The organism is Sphingomonas sp. CFBP 13728, from assembly GCF_014841895.1.
Lineage (GTDB): Bacteria > Pseudomonadota > Alphaproteobacteria > Sphingomonadales > Sphingomonadaceae > Sphingomonas.
This window is the reverse complement of record NZ_JACYUS010000002.1, coordinates 553486-567978: the sequence shown is the minus strand read 5'-3', so window position 1 is coordinate 567978 and position 14493 is coordinate 553486. Positions and strand designations below refer to the sequence as shown.

Here is a 14493-nt window from a genome sequence, read left to right as displayed (position 1 = left end):
ATACATACACGCGATGATCATTCTCGGCATCGAATCCTCTTGCGACGAAACCGCCGCCGCGCTCGTCACCGGCGACCGGCAGGTCCTCGCGCATCGACTGCTCGGGCAGGAAGCGGCGCACGCTCCGTTCGGCGGCGTCGTCCCCGAAATCGCCGCGCGCGCGCATGTCGAGGCGCTGGAGCCGTTGATCGTCGCGGCGCTGACCGACGCGAAGCTGACGCTGGCCGATGTCGATGCGATCGCCGCGACCGCTGGGCCGGGGCTGATCGGCGGGGTGATGGTCGGGCTCGTCACCGGCAAGGCGCTCGCGCACGCCGCGGGGAAGCCGTTGATCGCGGTCAATCATCTCGAAGGCCACGCGCTGTCGCCCCGCCTGTCGGACCCGGACCTGGAGTTTCCGTATCTGCTTCTGCTCGTGTCGGGCGGGCATTGCCAGTTGCTGCTGGTCGAGGGCGTCGGTGCGTATCGGCGCCTCGCCACGACGATCGACGATGCGGCGGGTGAGGCCTTCGACAAGACTGCCAAGCTCTTGGGCTTGGGCTTCCCCGGTGGCCCTGCCGTCGAGCGCGCTGCGGCGTTGGGGGATCCCAAGGCCGTCCCATTGCCGCGCCCGCTCAAAGGCTCGGCCGAACCGCATTTCTCGTTCGCCGGCCTTAAGAGCGCGGTCGCGCGCGTGGTCGGCCAATATTCGCCTGAGGACATCGCCGCCTCGTTCCAGGCGGCCGTGGTGGACTGCCTGATCGACCGCACGACCAAGGCTTTGCGGACTTCGCATGGCGCGACCGCGCTCGTCGTCGCGGGCGGAGTCGCGGCCAACACGGCGGTCCGTACCGCGTTGCAGGGTCTTGCCAGCGCACACGGTCTCCGCTTCGTCGCGCCGCCCTTGTGGCTGTGCACCGACAACGCCGCGATGATTGGTTGGGCAGGGGCCGAGCGGTTTGCCGCGGGCCTCACCGACCCGCTCGATGTCGCCGCGCGTCCGCGCTGGCCGCTCGATCCGAATGCCGAAGCGGTGCGTGGCGCAGGGGTGAAGGCATGAAGATCGGCGTCATCGGTGGCGGGGCGTGGGGCACGGCACTTGCGCAGGTTGCAGCCTATGGCGGTCGCGAGGTGATCCTGTGGGCACGCGAGGGCGCGGTGGTCGAGTCGATCAACACCGCCCATGAGAACACGCTGTTCCTTGGCGGCGTCGCGCTGTCGCCGACGATCCGCGCTACCGACGACCTCGCTGCGCTGGCCGACATGAATGCGATCCTCGTAGTCGCGCCCGCCCAGCACGTTGGCAGCGTCCTAGCCGCCGCCCCGATCGGCCGCATTCCGCTCGTGCTCTGCGCGAAGGGGATCGAGGCGGGGAGCAAGCGTCTCGTCGGCGAGGTCGCGCGCGCGGTACATCCGGAGGCGCCGATCGCGGTGCTTTCGGGACCAACCTTCGCGCACGAAGTCGCCGCCGGGTTGCCGACCGCGGTGACGCTGGCCTGCGAGGATGCGGCGCTTGGCGAGCGGCTCGCGACACGCCTCGCGGCCCGCCATTTCCGCACCTACGCCTCGACCGACGTCGCGGGTGCGGAGATCGGTGGCGCGGTGAAGAACGTCCTCGCGATCGGTTGCGGCGTGGTCGAGGGGGCAGGGCTAGGCCAGAATGCGCGCGCCGCCTTGATCGCGCGCGGGTTCGCCGAGATGACGCGGTTCGGACTGGCACGCGGCGCGCGCGCAGAGACGCTGGCCGGGCTTTCCGGGCTGGGTGATCTCGTACTCACCTGCTCCTCGACGAGTTCGCGCAACTTCTCGCTGGGTGTCGGCCTTGGGCGCGGCGAGTCGGCGGCGACCTTGCTGGCGGACCGCCGGACCGTCGCGGAAGGCGCCTTTACCGCCCCCGTCCTGCGCGAAGCTGCACGCGACGCGCGCGTCGACATGCCGATCACCGAAGCGGTCTGCCGCCTGCTGGAGGGCGCGCCGGTGAGCGACGTCATCGGCGACCTGCTCGCCCGCCCGCTGAAGGGCGAGGCGGGCTGACCGCCAGGCGATCCGCGAATGGGCTTGCCTCGTTCGCGGATTGTTCTATTTCCGCCGGATGCTCGACATGCCGCCGGACTCCTGCATCGACAAACCTGGATCGCCTCCCGATTCGGTAATGTGCGCCGCCGACGTGGCGCGCGGCGTGATCCGGATGTTGCTGCGCCACGACCTCACCGCGATGACCGAAGTGCCGCTAGACGGTGGCCGCCGTGCCGACCTGATGGCGGTAGATGCGCGTGGCCAGATCGTGATCGTCGAGATCAAGGTGTCGCGCGCGGACCTGCTAGGCGACGGGAAGTGGCCGGATTATCTCGGGCATTGCGATCGGTATTTCTGGGCGGTCCCGGCCGGGTTCGACGTCGGGCCGCTGAACGGGCCCGCGTTCCTGCCGGAGCGGACGGGGATCATCGTCGCGGATCGCTATGACGCGGCGATCGTGCGCGAGGCGCATACCGAGCCTCTGCCGGCGCATGTGCGGAAACGGTGTACGCTCGCCTTCGCCCGGCGCGCGGCACGGCGGCTGATCGCGCAGATGGACCCGGACGCTGACGGGCTGGCATTCTGAGTCCGTCATCCTGACGAAAGTCAGGATCCAGGGCCATGAAGGATAGCCTTTGGTTACTCTGGATCCTGACTTTCGTCAGGATGACGGGGTTGAGGCCAAATGCGTTTCTACGAAGTAGATCGGTGGCAACCCTGGGGGAAAGATCAGAACTTCGGGCCCGAAACCGCCTTGCGCACCTTCTTCGGCGCGTCTTCCAGCAGCTTGCTCACGATCGGGTTGCGCCCATCCTGCTTGGCATAGGCGCGCGCGGACATGCCCGCCATGATATCGGCCTGATCGGGATCGGCGTTCTCGGCCAGCAGCACCCGGATCATCCCCACGTCGCGGCGCTGCACCGCGCGGATCAAGGGAGTCTCGCCCGCCGAGTTCGCCAGGTTAGGGTTCGCGCCAGCCGCGGTCAGGATCGGGATCATGTTCGTCTGGCCCAGCGTCACCGCGAGCAGCAGCGGCGTATTGCCCTTGCCGTCGCGCAGGTTCGCGTCCGCGCCCTTCTGCAGCAGGAAGCGCAGATACACCTCGTCGCCGCGCTTGATGACGATGTGGAGCGCGCCTTCGCCGCTGGTCACGTCGCGCGTGTTGATGATGTTGCTGCCGGGCTTGCCGAGCATCTCCAGCACCTCGTTGTTCTTCGCGTCGCGCACCGCGGACAGGAACTTGTACCCCTCCGACTGGCCTTGCGCGAACGCGGGCGCCGCGACGCAGGCGAGCGCAGGCGTCAGGAGGGTAGCGGCGAGCATCAGGCGGATACGCATCGAGAGACTTCCTTGGTTCGTCCTGGATATCGGGTGACGCTTGCGCCGCAGTGGCGAACAGATCAAGGCTGGCGGGACCATGGCCCTCCGTTTCCTTCTCATACCGGCACTCACCTTATCCGCGTGCACAGCCTCGGCACCGCCCGCCAAACCGCCGCTCGAAGGCGCGCGGATCGGCGGCGCGTTCACGCTGACCGACCAGAACGGGAAGACCGTCACCGAACAGGCGTTCGCAGGCAAATACCGGATCATGTATTTCGGCTACACTTTCTGCCCCGATGTGTGTCCGACGGATGTCCAGGCGATCGGCGCCGCGGTGAAAAGGCTCGAGGCGAGCGACCCTTCGCTCGCCGCGAAGATCGTGCCGGTGTTCGTGACCGTCGACCCGGCGCGCGATACCCCTGCGGTACTCAAGCAGTTCGTCTCCGCCTTCCACCCGCGGATGGTCGGCCTCACCGGCACCGACGCGCAGATCGCCAAGATCAAGACCGAGTATGCGGTGTATTCGAGCAAGGGCGACGCCTCGCCGGGTGGCGGCTACCTCGTAAACCACTCTCGCCAGGCCTATCTGATGGACCCGGACGGCAAGCCCCTCGCTTTGCTGCCGCAGGAACAAGGGCCCGACGCAGTGGTGACAGAAATCAAGCGCTGGGCCCGGTGAGCGCGCGCTTCTGGGAAGATACGCCGATCGACCAGCTCGACCGCGGCCAGTGGGAAGCCTTGTGCGACGGCTGTGGCAAATGCTGCATTCACAAGCTCGAGGACGAGGATACGGGGGAGCTCGTCGCGACCAACGTCTCGTGCCGCCTGCTCGACCGGCGCAGCGGGCAATGTTCGGATTACCGTCACCGCCACGCCTATGTCCCCGAATGCGTGCGGCTGACGACCGGCAACGTCCGCGGGATCGACTGGCTGCCGTCGACCTGCGCGTACCGCCTGCGCGCGGCCGGCGAGCAACTGCCCGAATGGCACTATCTCGTCTGCGGCGACCGCGAGGCGGTCCACCGCGCCAAGCAATCGGTGCGCGGCTGGACGATCAGCGAGGACGAGGCCGGCGAGCTCGAATATCACGTGATCGACCGGGAACTGTGACGCAGTGATAGAAGGCCTGGAGATCGTCCGTCACCCGCGCGCACGCCGTGCGCGTCTGTCGATCGATCCCGCGAGTGGCCGGGCAAGGCTGGTCCTTCCCAAGCGTGCGGCGTTGAAGCAGGCGCTGGCCTGGGCAGAGGACAAGGCCGGCTGGATCGCCGAACAGCGCGCGCTGCTCCCCCAGCCGCGCCCGTTCGTGCCCGGCGCGGTCCTCACCGTCGCTGATGAGCCGCTGACTATAGAGTGGACTCCCGGAAGCCGCCGCACCGTCGTTCTTGAAGGCTCGGTGCTGTCGCTGTCAGGCCCCCCCGAAACAATCGGGCGTCGCGTCGAGGCTTGGCTCAAGCGCACCGCACTCGCCGTGCTGGAAACCGAAACCGCCGAATACGCCGCCAAGGCGAAGGTAACCGTTACTCAGGTCGCAGTCGGCGATGCCAAGGGCCGCTGGGGCAGCTGCGCGTCGAGCGGCATCATCCGCTACAGCTGGCGGCTGATCCTGGCGCCGAGCTGGGTGCGTCGCGCCACGGTCGCGCACGAAGTCGCGCACCGTGTCCACATGAACCACGCGCCCGTCTTCCACGCGCTCGTGGAGCAATTGTACGGCGAAGACCCGACGCCCGCGCGTGTCTGGCTACGCACGCACGGCGCGGGGCTTCACTGGTTCGGGCGCTCTTCCTGATCGCTCTGGAAGCGCTGCGTCTGCACCTGATCGCGTGGCCCATCTCGGGGCACATCGCGTTGGAGCGGTTGCCGCCCCGCCGGTGACGGCTCGCGCCGCTCACGCCCGGTGACCCGGTCGATCCAGTCCTGATTCAACTGCTGCGGCGGTGGAGCCGGCGCCGCTTCGGGCTGATCCGCATCGGGCCGCGGGATCGTGTCGCCGGTCTGCGCATCGGTCGGCACGGGCGGCTGGCCCTGCTCGATCGGATTGCCGTCCGCATCGACCGCCATCTGGCCATTGTCGGGCTGCCCGAAATAGCTCTCCTCATCGGGCTCGAGCTGCCACTCGGGCAATGTCACCTTCGTATCGAACTGCTCGATCGGACGGTTGGCCGTCGCGGGCTTCATGAACGCCGCCCACGCCTTGGCGGGCGCGGTGCCGCCGTGCAGGCCGGCGATCGGCTTGGCATCGTCGCGACCCATCCACACGCCCGTAGTGATCCCGCTGGAGAAGCCGAGGAACCAGCCGTCCTTCGATGCAGTGGTGGTGCCGGTCTTGCCCGCGACCGGCCGACCGATCTGCGCCGCACGCCCGGTGCCGGTGTTGACCGCGGTCTGCAGCAGATCGGTCATCTCGGCGGCGACATAGGGCGCGACCAGCACATGGCTGCGGTCGACTTCGTGCGTGTAGATCGTCTGCCCGTTGGCCGTGACGCGCGTGATCCCGTACGGCGTCACCGCGACGCCCTTGCTGGCAACCGAGGCGAACGCGCGAGTCATGTCGATCACGCGGACTTCCGACGTGCCCAGCACCATCGACGGATGCACGTTGACCGGTGTGGTGATGCCGAACCGCCGTGCCATGTCGGCGACCGTGTTGAAGCCGACCTCCTGGCCGAGCTTGGCGGCGACGGTGTTCAGCGAATAGGCGAACGCGGTCCGCAGCGAGACCGCACCGGAATTGCGCCGCGAATCGTTGCGTGGGCTCCAGCCGTTGATCGTGACGGGTTCGTCGACGATCGAATCCTCCGGCTTGTGACCCGCCTCCAGCGCGGCGAGATACACGAACAGCTTGAACGACGAGCCCGGCTGGCGGACCGCCTGCGTCGCGCGGTTGTAAATCGACGACACGTAATCCTTGCCGCCGACCATCGCGCGCACTTCGCCGCCACGATCGAGCGCGACCAGTGCGCCCTGCGCTCCGGGAGGTGCATTCGCGCGGATCGCGTCGTCCGCCTGGCGCTGCATCGTCAGGTCTAGCGTCGTCCAGACTTCCAATGGTTCGGTCGTTTCGTCGATCAGCGTATCGAGCTGCGGCAACGCCCAGTCGGTGAAGTACCGGACGCTGTTCTGCTTCGGCTCGGGCGCGAGTTTCAGCCCAGAGACATCGGCATCGGCAGCCTCGGACGCGGTGATCGCGCCGGTTGCCTGCATCGTCTCCAGCACGACACCGGCGCGGCCCATCGCGGCCTCGGCATCGGCGGTCGGCGAGTAGTTGGACGGTGCCTTGACGAGGCCGGCGATGACCGCAGCCTCGGCGAGGCTCAAATGATCCGCGCCGTGGCCGAAGAATTTCCGGCTGGCCGCGTCGATCCCGTAGGCGCCGCCGCCGTAATAGACCTTGTTGAGGTACAGTTCGAGGATCTGGTCCTTCGAAAACTTCCATTCGAGCGCGAACGCCAGGATGCCCTCGCGGAATTTACGCCCGAACTTCTTCTGGTTGTTGAGGAAGACGGTCCGCGCGAGCTGCTGCGTGATCGTCGACCCCCCTTGCGTCCAGTGACCGCGATCGAACCGCACCTTCACGGAGCGCGCGATGCCGACCGGATCGATGCCGAGATGCGAGCGGAAGCGGCGATCCTCGACCGAGACGGTCGCGTCGCGCATCACCTTGGGGATCTGGCCGTAGGGCAGCCACTCGCCGAAGCTCGGTCCCATCGACACGATCACCGTGCCGTCGGCGGCATGGACGCGGATCATCTGGCCGTTGGGCGAGGACTTCAGGCTGTCGAAACTGGGCAGCTGCGACATCGCGATGTAGACCGCGATCGCCAGCGCACCGAGCGCAAGGACACCGATCCCGACCATGACCTGGAGAAAGACGACCAGCCGCCGCCGCCAGCGTGACGCCGGGGGAGTTGGGGACCGACGGGACGGGGGAGCAGAACGCGTACGAGCCATGTGGCCGCAGAATTACGCGCGATGGTCCCGCCCTACAAGCGACATCAGGCCGCGACGTTCGCTTTGCGCGGTCGGAATTCGAGCGAGAGCGAGTTCATGCAATAACGCTGCCCGGTCGGCGGCGGACCGTCGGGGAAGACGTGGCCCATATGGCTGTCGCAGCGCGCGCACCGGGTTTCGATACGCGTCATGCCGTGGCTGCGATCGGCGTGATCGGTGACCGCACCGGGGCGGATCGGCTGGGTGAAGCTGGGCCAGCCCGAGCCGGAATCATATTTGTCCGCGCTGTCGAACAGCTCGTTGCTGCAGGCTGCACAGCGGTAGATACCATCGGCCTTGTTATCGGTCAGAACGCCGGCGAAGGCGCGCTCCGTGCCGCCCTCGCGTAGTACGTGATATTGCTCCGGGGTGAGCCGCTTGCGCCATTCGGCCTCGGAAAGATTGAGCTGGTCCATGGACATGCATCTCGTGCTGGCGGGGCGGCCTTCAAGATTGCCCCAATCTGGTTGCGTTGGCGATGACCTGGATCAGTGTGGGGCGAAGGAAAGGGAGCAGCCATGCGGCGCGTTCGCTCTCGGCGATGTGGCGGACGATGCCGGCTATGCCGATCGGGCGGGCGAGGCGGCGGGTGAAATCCTCCTGCCATGATGACGCGGCGGCGGGGCCACCGTTCTCGTAGGCGCGCGCGGCCGCGACTCCGCTGGCGAGCGCGATGCCCATGCCTTCACCGGCGAGCGAGGGGATCACGCCGGCCTGATCTCCCAGTCGGAAGAGCGCATCGGCACCGTTGCGCTGGCGCCAGCCATAGGGAACGTTGGCGATCGCATCGATTTGCGCGATCGGGTCGATCAGCGCTACCCATTCGCCAAGCGCGGGCATCTCTCGGCCGAGGACTTCGAGTAATTGCGCGGGGGAACCTGCCGCCTGAAGCCGCGAACGATGGACCGCCATGCAGAGGTTCGCGGTGCCATCCTCCTGCATCGCCAGCCCTGCATAGCCGCGGTCGAACAGGTGAAGCTCGATGCCGCCGGCGAGCGCTTTGCCTAGCGCAGGCGAGGGGGCGATCCTTACCCGGATCCCCAAGGTCGGGTCGGCACCGCGAGCGTCGTCGGGGCGCGCCATTCCGCGAACGTCGTGCTTGCCACTCGCGAGGAACAGCGCGTCGGCCACGATCGTCGCGCCGTCTGCGAGCCGTGCGCTCGTCCCGTCGATCTCGCGTACGGTGACGCCGCGCTCGACCGGCGTGCCCAGCCGTTCGGCTTCAGCCAGCAGGACCGTATCCAGCCGGTGGCGGGTAACCGAGACTGCCGGATGGGGGAGGGCGGCCTCCGCGCGGCGATTGCCTGCGAAAATACGCGCACGCGTCACGCGTTCGGGGTTGAGCGTGTCAGGATCGATCCCGAGACCGGCGAGTGTTTCCAGCGTCCGCCAACTGAGAAACCCGCCGCATATCGCGTCACCGGTTTCGCGCGATCGCTCGACGAGCAAATGCGGCAGGCCGGCACGCGCCAACCGAATCGCGGTCGCGGCGCCGGCGAGCCCGCCGCCGACGATCAGCGCAGGCGTTCGACGCATAACCGGAACGGGAATACGCGGCGGACTCTCGCCTCGGTGATGCCGGCCTCGGCTAGCAGCGGTGGCCATTCGTCGGGTCGATAGCTGCGCGCGATCGACAACGTCCCGTCGTGCCGGACGATCGGATGCCAGCGCGCGATCGTCGCCAGGACAGGGAAACCCCAGTGCGCAAAGCCGTGCCGGTGAAGGTCGTTGACGAACCAGCCCGAGCTCGCATGGCCCTCCATGAACCGGAGGAACGCGATCAGCTGGTCGTGGCTCATATGATGCGCGACGAGGCTGCTGACGATTACGTCCCACGGCTCATGCGCGAGGTCGGCATAGTCGCCCGTGACGTAGCGGATGTCGCCGCCATGCGCCCGCGCCGCCTGTTCGCTGCGCGGGTTGAGATCGACCCCGACCAACTCCGCCTCGATATCCTTCACCTTCGCCCAGCGTGCGATTCGCCGCAGCATGTCGCCATCGCCGAACCCGACGTCGAGCAGTCGGAAGCTCTTCCGCCCCGCCGTGGCGCGCGTAAGGAAGTCGAGAGTCGGGCGGCGCGCCATCGTCACCGTGTTGACCGTCGCGAGATCGCCGACGACGTCTGCATAGGTCGCCGCGTCGAGGTCGTCGGCGTCCATCAGCTCTTCGGCCTGGCTGCGGACCGCGAGGCTCATGCCGCGCTCCGGAATCCGAAGCCCTCCGCCGCGAGGCCGGGCCCGAACGCGAGTGCCACGCCGTGCTCGACCGGCGGCCCGGCGAGCAGTCGCTCGAACACGAACATCAGCGTCGCCGACGACATGTTGCCGTTCTCCGAAAGCACCTGACGCGAGGCGGCGAGTGCATCCGGTTTCAGATCGAGCGAATGCTCTACCGCGTCGAGGATCGATCGGCCGCCGGCATGCACGGCCCAAGCGTCGATCTCGTTCGGCTTTCGCCCGTCGCTGACGATATCGCGGAACGCCGCATCGGACAGCGCGGTGGCGATCCGTCCGGGAACCTCGCCCGACAGATGCATCGCGAACCCCGCATCGGTGACGTCCCAGCGGATCAGGGTCTCGCTGTCGGCCAGCGTCGCGGCGAACGGCGTGTCGAGCGCGAACCCGGTGGGGTCCGCCGTCACCAGCGCCGCCGCGGCACCATCGCCGAACTGGAGCATCGCCAGCAGCGATTCGAGTTCGCTCGCGGGTTGCAGGTGCAGCGTGGACAGTTCGACGGTCACGACCAGTACGCGCGCCCGTGGCTCGGATCGGACGATGTGGCGGGCGCTGCGCAACGCGACGACCGCGGCATAGCAGCCCATGAAGCCGATCAGCAGCCGCTCGACGCTGGACGCGAGGCCAAGCCGCCGCGCGATGATCTGGTCGATGCCGGGCGCGACAAAGCCGGTGCAACTCGCCACCACGAGATGCGTGATGCCCTCGACCGCGATCTTGTCGCGCAACGCCTCGATCGCGCGGATCGCCAGATCGGGGGCGTGCTCGGCATATAGCGTCATGCGGGCGGCCGTTCCCGGATGCGGCTCGACCGCGTAGAAGCCGGCATCGTCGATCGGCGAACCACCGTTCGCGGTCGGCGGCAGCACCGACCAGCGGTGAGCGATGCCCGATCGTGCTGCCATCCGGTCGAACACGCGTTCCGCGCGTGCATCGACCCGCGTACGCGCCCAGCCAATGAAGGCGGTGTGGATATCATGACCGGGAACTGCGGAACCGACGGCATTCAGATAAGCGGACACGATACCCTTTCGCATGCGATCGAGCCCTAACGCACCACCCGATCAAACGGCCTGCGTCTGACCACGGGGGAATCGATCCGGCATCGAACAGGGTGTCTGTAAACGATGGGGACCGCCGATGACATCGTTTCGGCATCGCTGGCGTCCCGGAACGGTTCGCGCCCGATATCGGCGATCGAGCCGAATCCCGAGTCTGGCAAATATACGAACTGCGTTTTCAAGAGGTCGACCTGGAATGCGCAATATCTAAACCATAATGGATTGATTTAATCGATCGGTATTGGATCGATTAAGGGAAATATAGTCGGCGATGTGCATTCGATCTTCATATGGTTACCGATTTTTGCAGGTTTGGGTTGAATTTGCGGTGCGGTAGTCGACAATGACGGTGCGTCGGACCTGTTCGTCCGCACGTCCGGTCGGTTCGGTTGGCGACATGCGATAGCGGCTACAGGCTGCGGGCATCGTTTTTCGGCTGGGTGTCGGGTGTAACAACGGGGGCAAGGGGAGCCTTGAGTGAAAAACGAGTCCGTCGTCGAGTTGATCAAGGATCTGACCGCAAAGCTGTCGGCGGTCGCCGAAGAGTTCAATGGACGAGTCGCGCAAGCCGCGGAGCCAGTACCGGTCGGCGATGAGCCAAGCGACGACGCGCTCATCGAACATGCCACCCTGGTGCTCGCGGAACGACGGATGCGCCGCAAGTTCCTCCCCGCAGAACTGTTTCACGAGCCCGCCTGGGACATGCTCCTCGCGTTGTTCGCATCGCGCGACGATCGGATGCCGATGAACATCAAGGCGCTGGTCAGCATGTCCGACGCGCCTGTCACCACCTCGCAGCGCTGGATCGAGCATCTCCACAAGCTGAAACTGATCGACCGCGTCATCGATCCGACCGATCGACGACGGATCGAGGTGTCGCTGAGCCATGTCGGCGACCAGGCCATGAAATCCTACCTGCGCGCGCTGCTGAAGCGATAACCACCGGGGATTTTCGCCAACGTCCGCGTTCGCGTCGTTGCCGGAAGTATGCCGAGGAATTCTACAGAATTGGCATCCTGATCCGTTATGGTTCTTTGCCGAAGACTAAACATGCCGAACCGGATGTTGTTGTATTAAGTATCAAAATGCAGCTGCAAAAGTCCGTTTTGAGTTGGTAGTATTTGATTAAGTGGCGGTGGACAATTTGGTCTCGATCAAAGGATTGGGACAAAATTGGTTCGTCGTATGTCAGGATGTGCAGGAGAAAACGGCGCGCTTCGGTGCGCTTGCGTGGCTTTGCGCCTCGCCTGCATGATCGGGACTGCGATGTCGCAATCCGTCCCGGCGCAGACGTTTTCGGATGCTGCTACGGGGACGCCCGCCGGTACGCCGATCGTCAACACCGCGGCGCTTCGCTACGATCTTGGCGGAACGACGGGATCGACCACGTCGAACACCGTCTCGATCATCGTCGCCGAGCGGCTGGACGTCGCGCTGGTGCGCGATGGGCAGGGCGCGATCGTCGTCACGCCGCGCCCGCTCGCGATCCCCTTCACGCTGACCAACCGCGACAACGGCAACGAATCGTTCGTGCTGGCAGCCAGCGTGTCGCCGGGTGCGGTCGCGTTGCAGGCGCTGGTGATCGATGCCGGTGGCGACGGCGTCTACGATCCGGCCAAGGATAGCGCGCCGGTCGACGGCAGGACGCCGCCGCTCTCGCCCGGCCAGTCGATCAAGCTGCTGGCGATCGTCGTCGCCCCGGCCGGCACCGCCGCGGCGAATGCTACGCTGACCGTTACCGCGCGCTCGACGACGGGGTCGGGCCAGACCGGCAGCGCGTATGCCGGCATGGGCGATGGCGGCGGCGATGCGGTGGTGGGGCGGACCGGCGCGATCGCCACCGTTGCGGTCCCGCTCGGCACCGCGCTTGCCGGCCCGGCGCTGTTCAAGAGCCAGTCGGTGCGCGCCGCGGACGGATCGCAGAACGCCGTGCGCGACGCGGTCATCACCTACACGCTCGAAGCGCGCTTCAGCGATGCCGTCACGGGCGCGCGCATCGTCGATCCGATTCCCGACGGCACCGTTTTCGTCCCCGGCAGCCTCATGCTCGACGGCGCCGCGCTGACCGATGGCGCGGATGGCGACGCGGGGCGCTTCGAAGCGCCCGGCGCGCAGGCGGGCGCCACCCCGCGCGGCGGGATCGCCGTCGCGCTCGGCCAGGTCGCCGCGGCCTCGGTCCACACCGTCCAGTTCAAGACCAAGATCCAATGACCAGACATCTCAAGAGGAGCACGTTCATGATCACACGCCCGATGATTGCCATCGTTCTCGCAGCTACCACTGGCACGGTGTCCGCCGCGGCGGGTCCGTTGCAGGTTACCAGCAGCATCCTGGTCGAGAGCCGCAGCGCCGCGGCCGACGGCACCACGCGCGTCGCGTTGGTCAAGCCTTCGAAGGTGACGCCGGGCGACAAGGTGATCTTCGTCCTCGCCTATCGCAACACGGGTGCGCAGCCGCTCGCCAACGTCGTGCTGGCTAACCCGTTGCCGCGTCAGATTTCCTACCGCTCGGCCAATCCCGGTTCGCCCGCACCCGACGTGTCGGTCGACGGCAAGACTTTCGGTTCGCTTGATTCCCTGCGCGTCCGCAGCCTCGACGGCAGCACGCGCGCGGCGAGCCCCAACGATGTCACCAGCGTCCGGTGGCGCCTCGCGAGTCCGATTCCGGCCGGCGCGCAAGGCCAGTTCGCGTTCCAGGCCGTCCTGAAATGATCCCGTTCTCTCACTCTCCCCAAAACTAAACACACCGCAGAAGGAAGACTTAGAAATGCATGCAACAGGGGTAATACGCACGTTGCTGGCCGGATCGGCCGCCATCGTGTCGATCGGTACTGCCAACGCGCAGACGCCGGGTCCGGCGGGTACTGCCGCGGGGACCACGATCACCAACACCGCGCAGGCGAGCTACACCGTCAACGGCGTGCAGCAGACCGCGGCATCGAACGCAGCGACGTTCGTGGTCGATCGCAAGGTCAACCTGACCGTCGTCCCGGCGACGCAGAACAACACGCAGGTTTCGGTCGGCCAGCCCAATGCCGTCGTCGCGTTCCAGCTGACCAACAACACCAACGGTACGCAGGACTTCCTGCTGTCGGCGAGCCAGACGCCGATCCAGAACCTGTTCACGGCCGATAACTTCGACGTGAGCAACATCCGGATCTTCGTCGATTCGAACGGCAACGGCACGTATGACGTCGGCGTCGATACCGCGACCTACATCAACGAACTCGGTGCCGATCAGATCGCGACCGTGTTCATCGTCGCCGACGTGCCGAACCAGCAGACCGCCGCGCTTGCCGGCATCACGCTGATCGCGCAAGTCGCAGCGGGTGGCAATGCCGCGGCACAGGGCACGGCGCTGACCCCGAGCATCCTCGCCAACGACGACAATGCAGTCGATATCGTCTTTGCCGACAATGATTCGGACGGTCTCGGCGCCGACATCGCCTATAATGGGCAAGGGCGCGCTTCGCTCGGTTACGAGATCACGACGCGCAACGTCGCGCTGACGGTGACCAAGTCGTCGGTGGTGGTCTCCGATCCGGTATCGGGCGTGCTGTTGCCCAAGGCGATTCCGGGCGCGGTCGTGCAATATTGCCTGGTGGTCAACAATGCGACGCTGCTGGTGCCGGCGAACAACGTCAATTTGACCGATCTCGTCCCCGCCAACACCACCTATGTACCGGGCTCGATCACCATCGGTGGGCTTGGTGTCGGTGGCGCATGCGTGCTGAACGGCTTCCCGGCAAATGATGACGGTTCGGCAATCCCGCTCACCCCCTTCACCGGTTCGTACAATGCCGGGACGAAACGGGTGACGGCAACGATCCCGACGCTGCTCGGGGGAACGTCGGTCGCGGCAAGCTTCCGCGTGACGATCAACTAAACCCGCCC

Annotated in this window: 16 protein-coding genes; 10 read left to right on the top strand and 6 right to left on the bottom strand. The window is 66.5% G+C overall.

The genetic code is table 11. From position 1 onward, the window contains the following. The first annotated feature begins 13 nt into the window (after window positions 1-13). The 3 genes from tsaD to IFT67_RS11490 are packed head-to-tail and all read left to right on the top strand — an operon-like array spanning window position 14 to window position 2581. Window positions 14-1039 carry a tRNA (adenosine(37)-N6)-threonylcarbamoyltransferase complex transferase subunit TsaD gene (tsaD, locus tag IFT67_RS11500; RefSeq protein ID WP_192238409.1) on the top strand — a complete coding sequence of 342 codons (1026 nt, stop codon included), beginning with the start codon at window positions 14-16 and terminating at the stop codon, window positions 1037-1039. Continuing rightward, window positions 1036-2013 (top strand): NAD(P)H-dependent glycerol-3-phosphate dehydrogenase, encoded by a 978-nt coding sequence (locus IFT67_RS11495; RefSeq protein ID WP_192238408.1) that lies wholly within the window; start codon window positions 1036-1038, stop codon window positions 2011-2013. The genes tsaD and IFT67_RS11495 overlap by 4 nt, the downstream gene beginning before the upstream one ends. A gap of 58 nt (window positions 2014-2071) precedes the next feature. Beyond that, window positions 2072-2581 carry an MmcB family DNA repair protein gene (locus IFT67_RS11490; protein ID WP_192238407.1) on the top strand — a complete coding sequence of 170 codons (510 nt, stop codon included), beginning with the start codon at window positions 2072-2074 and terminating at the stop codon, window positions 2579-2581. Between the two features lie 143 nt (window positions 2582-2724). Here the strand turns inward: IFT67_RS11490 and IFT67_RS11485 are convergent, their stop codons facing one another. After that, window positions 2725-3333: an ankyrin repeat domain-containing protein gene (locus IFT67_RS11485; RefSeq protein ID WP_244647334.1), complete on the bottom strand. Its 609-nt coding sequence runs from the start codon at window positions 3331-3333 to the stop codon at window positions 2725-2727. A 79-nt stretch (window positions 3334-3412) separates the two neighbouring features. Between IFT67_RS11485 and IFT67_RS11480 the strand changes: the two genes are divergently transcribed. The 3 genes from IFT67_RS11480 to IFT67_RS11470 are packed head-to-tail and all read left to right on the top strand — an operon-like array spanning window position 3413 to window position 5104. Further along, window positions 3413-3994, top strand: a complete 582-nt coding sequence (locus IFT67_RS11480) for an SCO family protein (RefSeq protein ID WP_192238679.1) — start codon at window positions 3413-3415, stop codon at window positions 3992-3994. Continuing rightward, window positions 3991-4425: a YcgN family cysteine cluster protein gene (locus IFT67_RS11475; RefSeq protein WP_133020171.1), complete on the top strand. Its 435-nt coding sequence runs from the start codon at window positions 3991-3993 to the stop codon at window positions 4423-4425. Before IFT67_RS11480 ends, IFT67_RS11475 begins: the two co-directional genes overlap by 4 nt. 4 nt (window positions 4426-4429) lie before the next feature. After that, window positions 4430-5104 carry a YgjP-like metallopeptidase domain-containing protein gene (locus IFT67_RS11470; RefSeq protein WP_192238406.1) on the top strand — a complete coding sequence of 225 codons (675 nt, stop codon included), beginning with the start codon at window positions 4430-4432 and terminating at the stop codon, window positions 5102-5104. Here IFT67_RS11470 and IFT67_RS11465 read toward each other — a convergent pair. Genes IFT67_RS11465 through IFT67_RS11445 form a run of 5 tightly spaced genes read right to left on the bottom strand, consistent with a single transcriptional unit; the run spans window position 5080 to window position 10576 of the window. After that, window positions 5080-7266, bottom strand: coding sequence for a transglycosylase domain-containing protein (locus IFT67_RS11465; RefSeq protein WP_192238405.1), 2187 nt, complete (start codon window positions 7264-7266; stop codon window positions 5080-5082). The genes IFT67_RS11470 and IFT67_RS11465 overlap by 25 nt on opposite strands. A 44-nt stretch (window positions 7267-7310) precedes the next feature. Next, window positions 7311-7721 (bottom strand): peptide-methionine (R)-S-oxide reductase MsrB, encoded by a 411-nt coding sequence (gene msrB / locus IFT67_RS11460; RefSeq protein WP_192238404.1) that lies wholly within the window; start codon window positions 7719-7721, stop codon window positions 7311-7313. Between the two features lie 31 nt (window positions 7722-7752). Beyond that, the gene (locus IFT67_RS11455; protein WP_192238403.1) at window positions 7753-8841 is read right to left on the bottom strand and encodes an NAD(P)/FAD-dependent oxidoreductase; all 1089 of its coding nucleotides are present in this window, start codon (window positions 8839-8841) and stop codon (window positions 7753-7755) included. After that, window positions 8820-9500 (bottom strand): methyltransferase domain-containing protein, encoded by a 681-nt coding sequence (locus IFT67_RS11450; RefSeq protein ID WP_192238402.1) that lies wholly within the window; start codon window positions 9498-9500, stop codon window positions 8820-8822. The genes IFT67_RS11455 and IFT67_RS11450 overlap by 22 nt, the downstream gene beginning before the upstream one ends. Beyond that, the gene (locus tag IFT67_RS11445; RefSeq protein ID WP_192238401.1) at window positions 9497-10576 is read right to left on the bottom strand and encodes a type III polyketide synthase; all 1080 of its coding nucleotides are present in this window, start codon (window positions 10574-10576) and stop codon (window positions 9497-9499) included. Before IFT67_RS11445 ends, IFT67_RS11450 begins: the two co-directional genes overlap by 4 nt. A 501-nt stretch (window positions 10577-11077) precedes the next feature. Here IFT67_RS11445 and IFT67_RS11440 point away from each other — a divergent pair. From IFT67_RS11440 to IFT67_RS11425, 4 genes are all read left to right on the top strand, one after another. Then, window positions 11078-11539 (top strand): winged helix DNA-binding protein, encoded by a 462-nt coding sequence (locus IFT67_RS11440; protein ID WP_107963338.1) that lies wholly within the window; start codon window positions 11078-11080, stop codon window positions 11537-11539. A gap of 327 nt (window positions 11540-11866) precedes the next feature. Then, window positions 11867-12811 (top strand): hypothetical protein, encoded by a 945-nt coding sequence (locus IFT67_RS11435; RefSeq protein ID WP_192238400.1) that lies wholly within the window; start codon window positions 11867-11869, stop codon window positions 12809-12811. A gap of 26 nt (window positions 12812-12837) precedes the next feature. Then, window positions 12838-13311, top strand: coding sequence for a DUF11 domain-containing protein (locus IFT67_RS11430; RefSeq protein WP_192238399.1), 474 nt, complete (start codon window positions 12838-12840; stop codon window positions 13309-13311). A gap of 55 nt (window positions 13312-13366) precedes the next feature. Next, window positions 13367-14485, top strand: coding sequence for a DUF11 domain-containing protein (locus tag IFT67_RS11425; RefSeq protein WP_192238398.1), 1119 nt, complete (start codon window positions 13367-13369; stop codon window positions 14483-14485). Window positions 14486-14493: the final 8 nt, after the last annotated feature.

What these genes read in the sequence shown, in the direction of transcription:
- IFT67_RS11485 (WP_244647334.1), bottom strand. Translation starts at nt 3,333, where the DNA reads ATGCGTATCCGCCTGATGCTCGCCGCTACCCTCCTGACGCCTGCGCTC.
- IFT67_RS11425 (WP_192238398.1), top strand. Translation starts at nt 13,367, where the DNA reads ATGCATGCAACAGGGGTAATACGCACGTTGCTGGCCGGATCGGCCGCC.
- IFT67_RS11480 (WP_192238679.1), top strand. Translation starts at nt 3,413, where the DNA reads ATGGCCCTCCGTTTCCTTCTCATACCGGCACTCACCTTATCCGCGTGC.
- IFT67_RS11490 (WP_192238407.1), top strand. Translation starts at nt 2,072, where the DNA reads ATGCTCGACATGCCGCCGGACTCCTGCATCGACAAACCTGGATCGCCT.
- IFT67_RS11465 (WP_192238405.1), bottom strand. Translation starts at nt 7,266, where the DNA reads ATGGCTCGTACGCGTTCTGCTCCCCCGTCCCGTCGGTCCCCAACTCCC.
- IFT67_RS11495 (WP_192238408.1), top strand. Translation starts at nt 1,036, where the DNA reads ATGAAGATCGGCGTCATCGGTGGCGGGGCGTGGGGCACGGCACTTGCG.
- IFT67_RS11445 (WP_192238401.1), bottom strand. Translation starts at nt 10,576, where the DNA reads ATGCGAAAGGGTATCGTGTCCGCTTATCTGAATGCCGTCGGTTCCGCA.
- tsaD (WP_192238409.1), top strand. Translation starts at nt 14, where the DNA reads ATGATCATTCTCGGCATCGAATCCTCTTGCGACGAAACCGCCGCCGCG.
- IFT67_RS11455 (WP_192238403.1), bottom strand. Translation starts at nt 8,841, where the DNA reads ATGCGTCGAACGCCTGCGCTGATCGTCGGCGGCGGGCTCGCCGGCGCC.
- IFT67_RS11450 (WP_192238402.1), bottom strand. Translation starts at nt 9,500, where the DNA reads ATGAGCCTCGCGGTCCGCAGCCAGGCCGAAGAGCTGATGGACGCCGAC.
- IFT67_RS11430 (WP_192238399.1), top strand. Translation starts at nt 12,838, where the DNA reads ATGATCACACGCCCGATGATTGCCATCGTTCTCGCAGCTACCACTGGC.
- IFT67_RS11435 (WP_192238400.1), top strand. Translation starts at nt 11,867, where the DNA reads ATGTCGCAATCCGTCCCGGCGCAGACGTTTTCGGATGCTGCTACGGGG.
- msrB (WP_192238404.1), bottom strand. Translation starts at nt 7,721, where the DNA reads ATGGACCAGCTCAATCTTTCCGAGGCCGAATGGCGCAAGCGGCTCACC.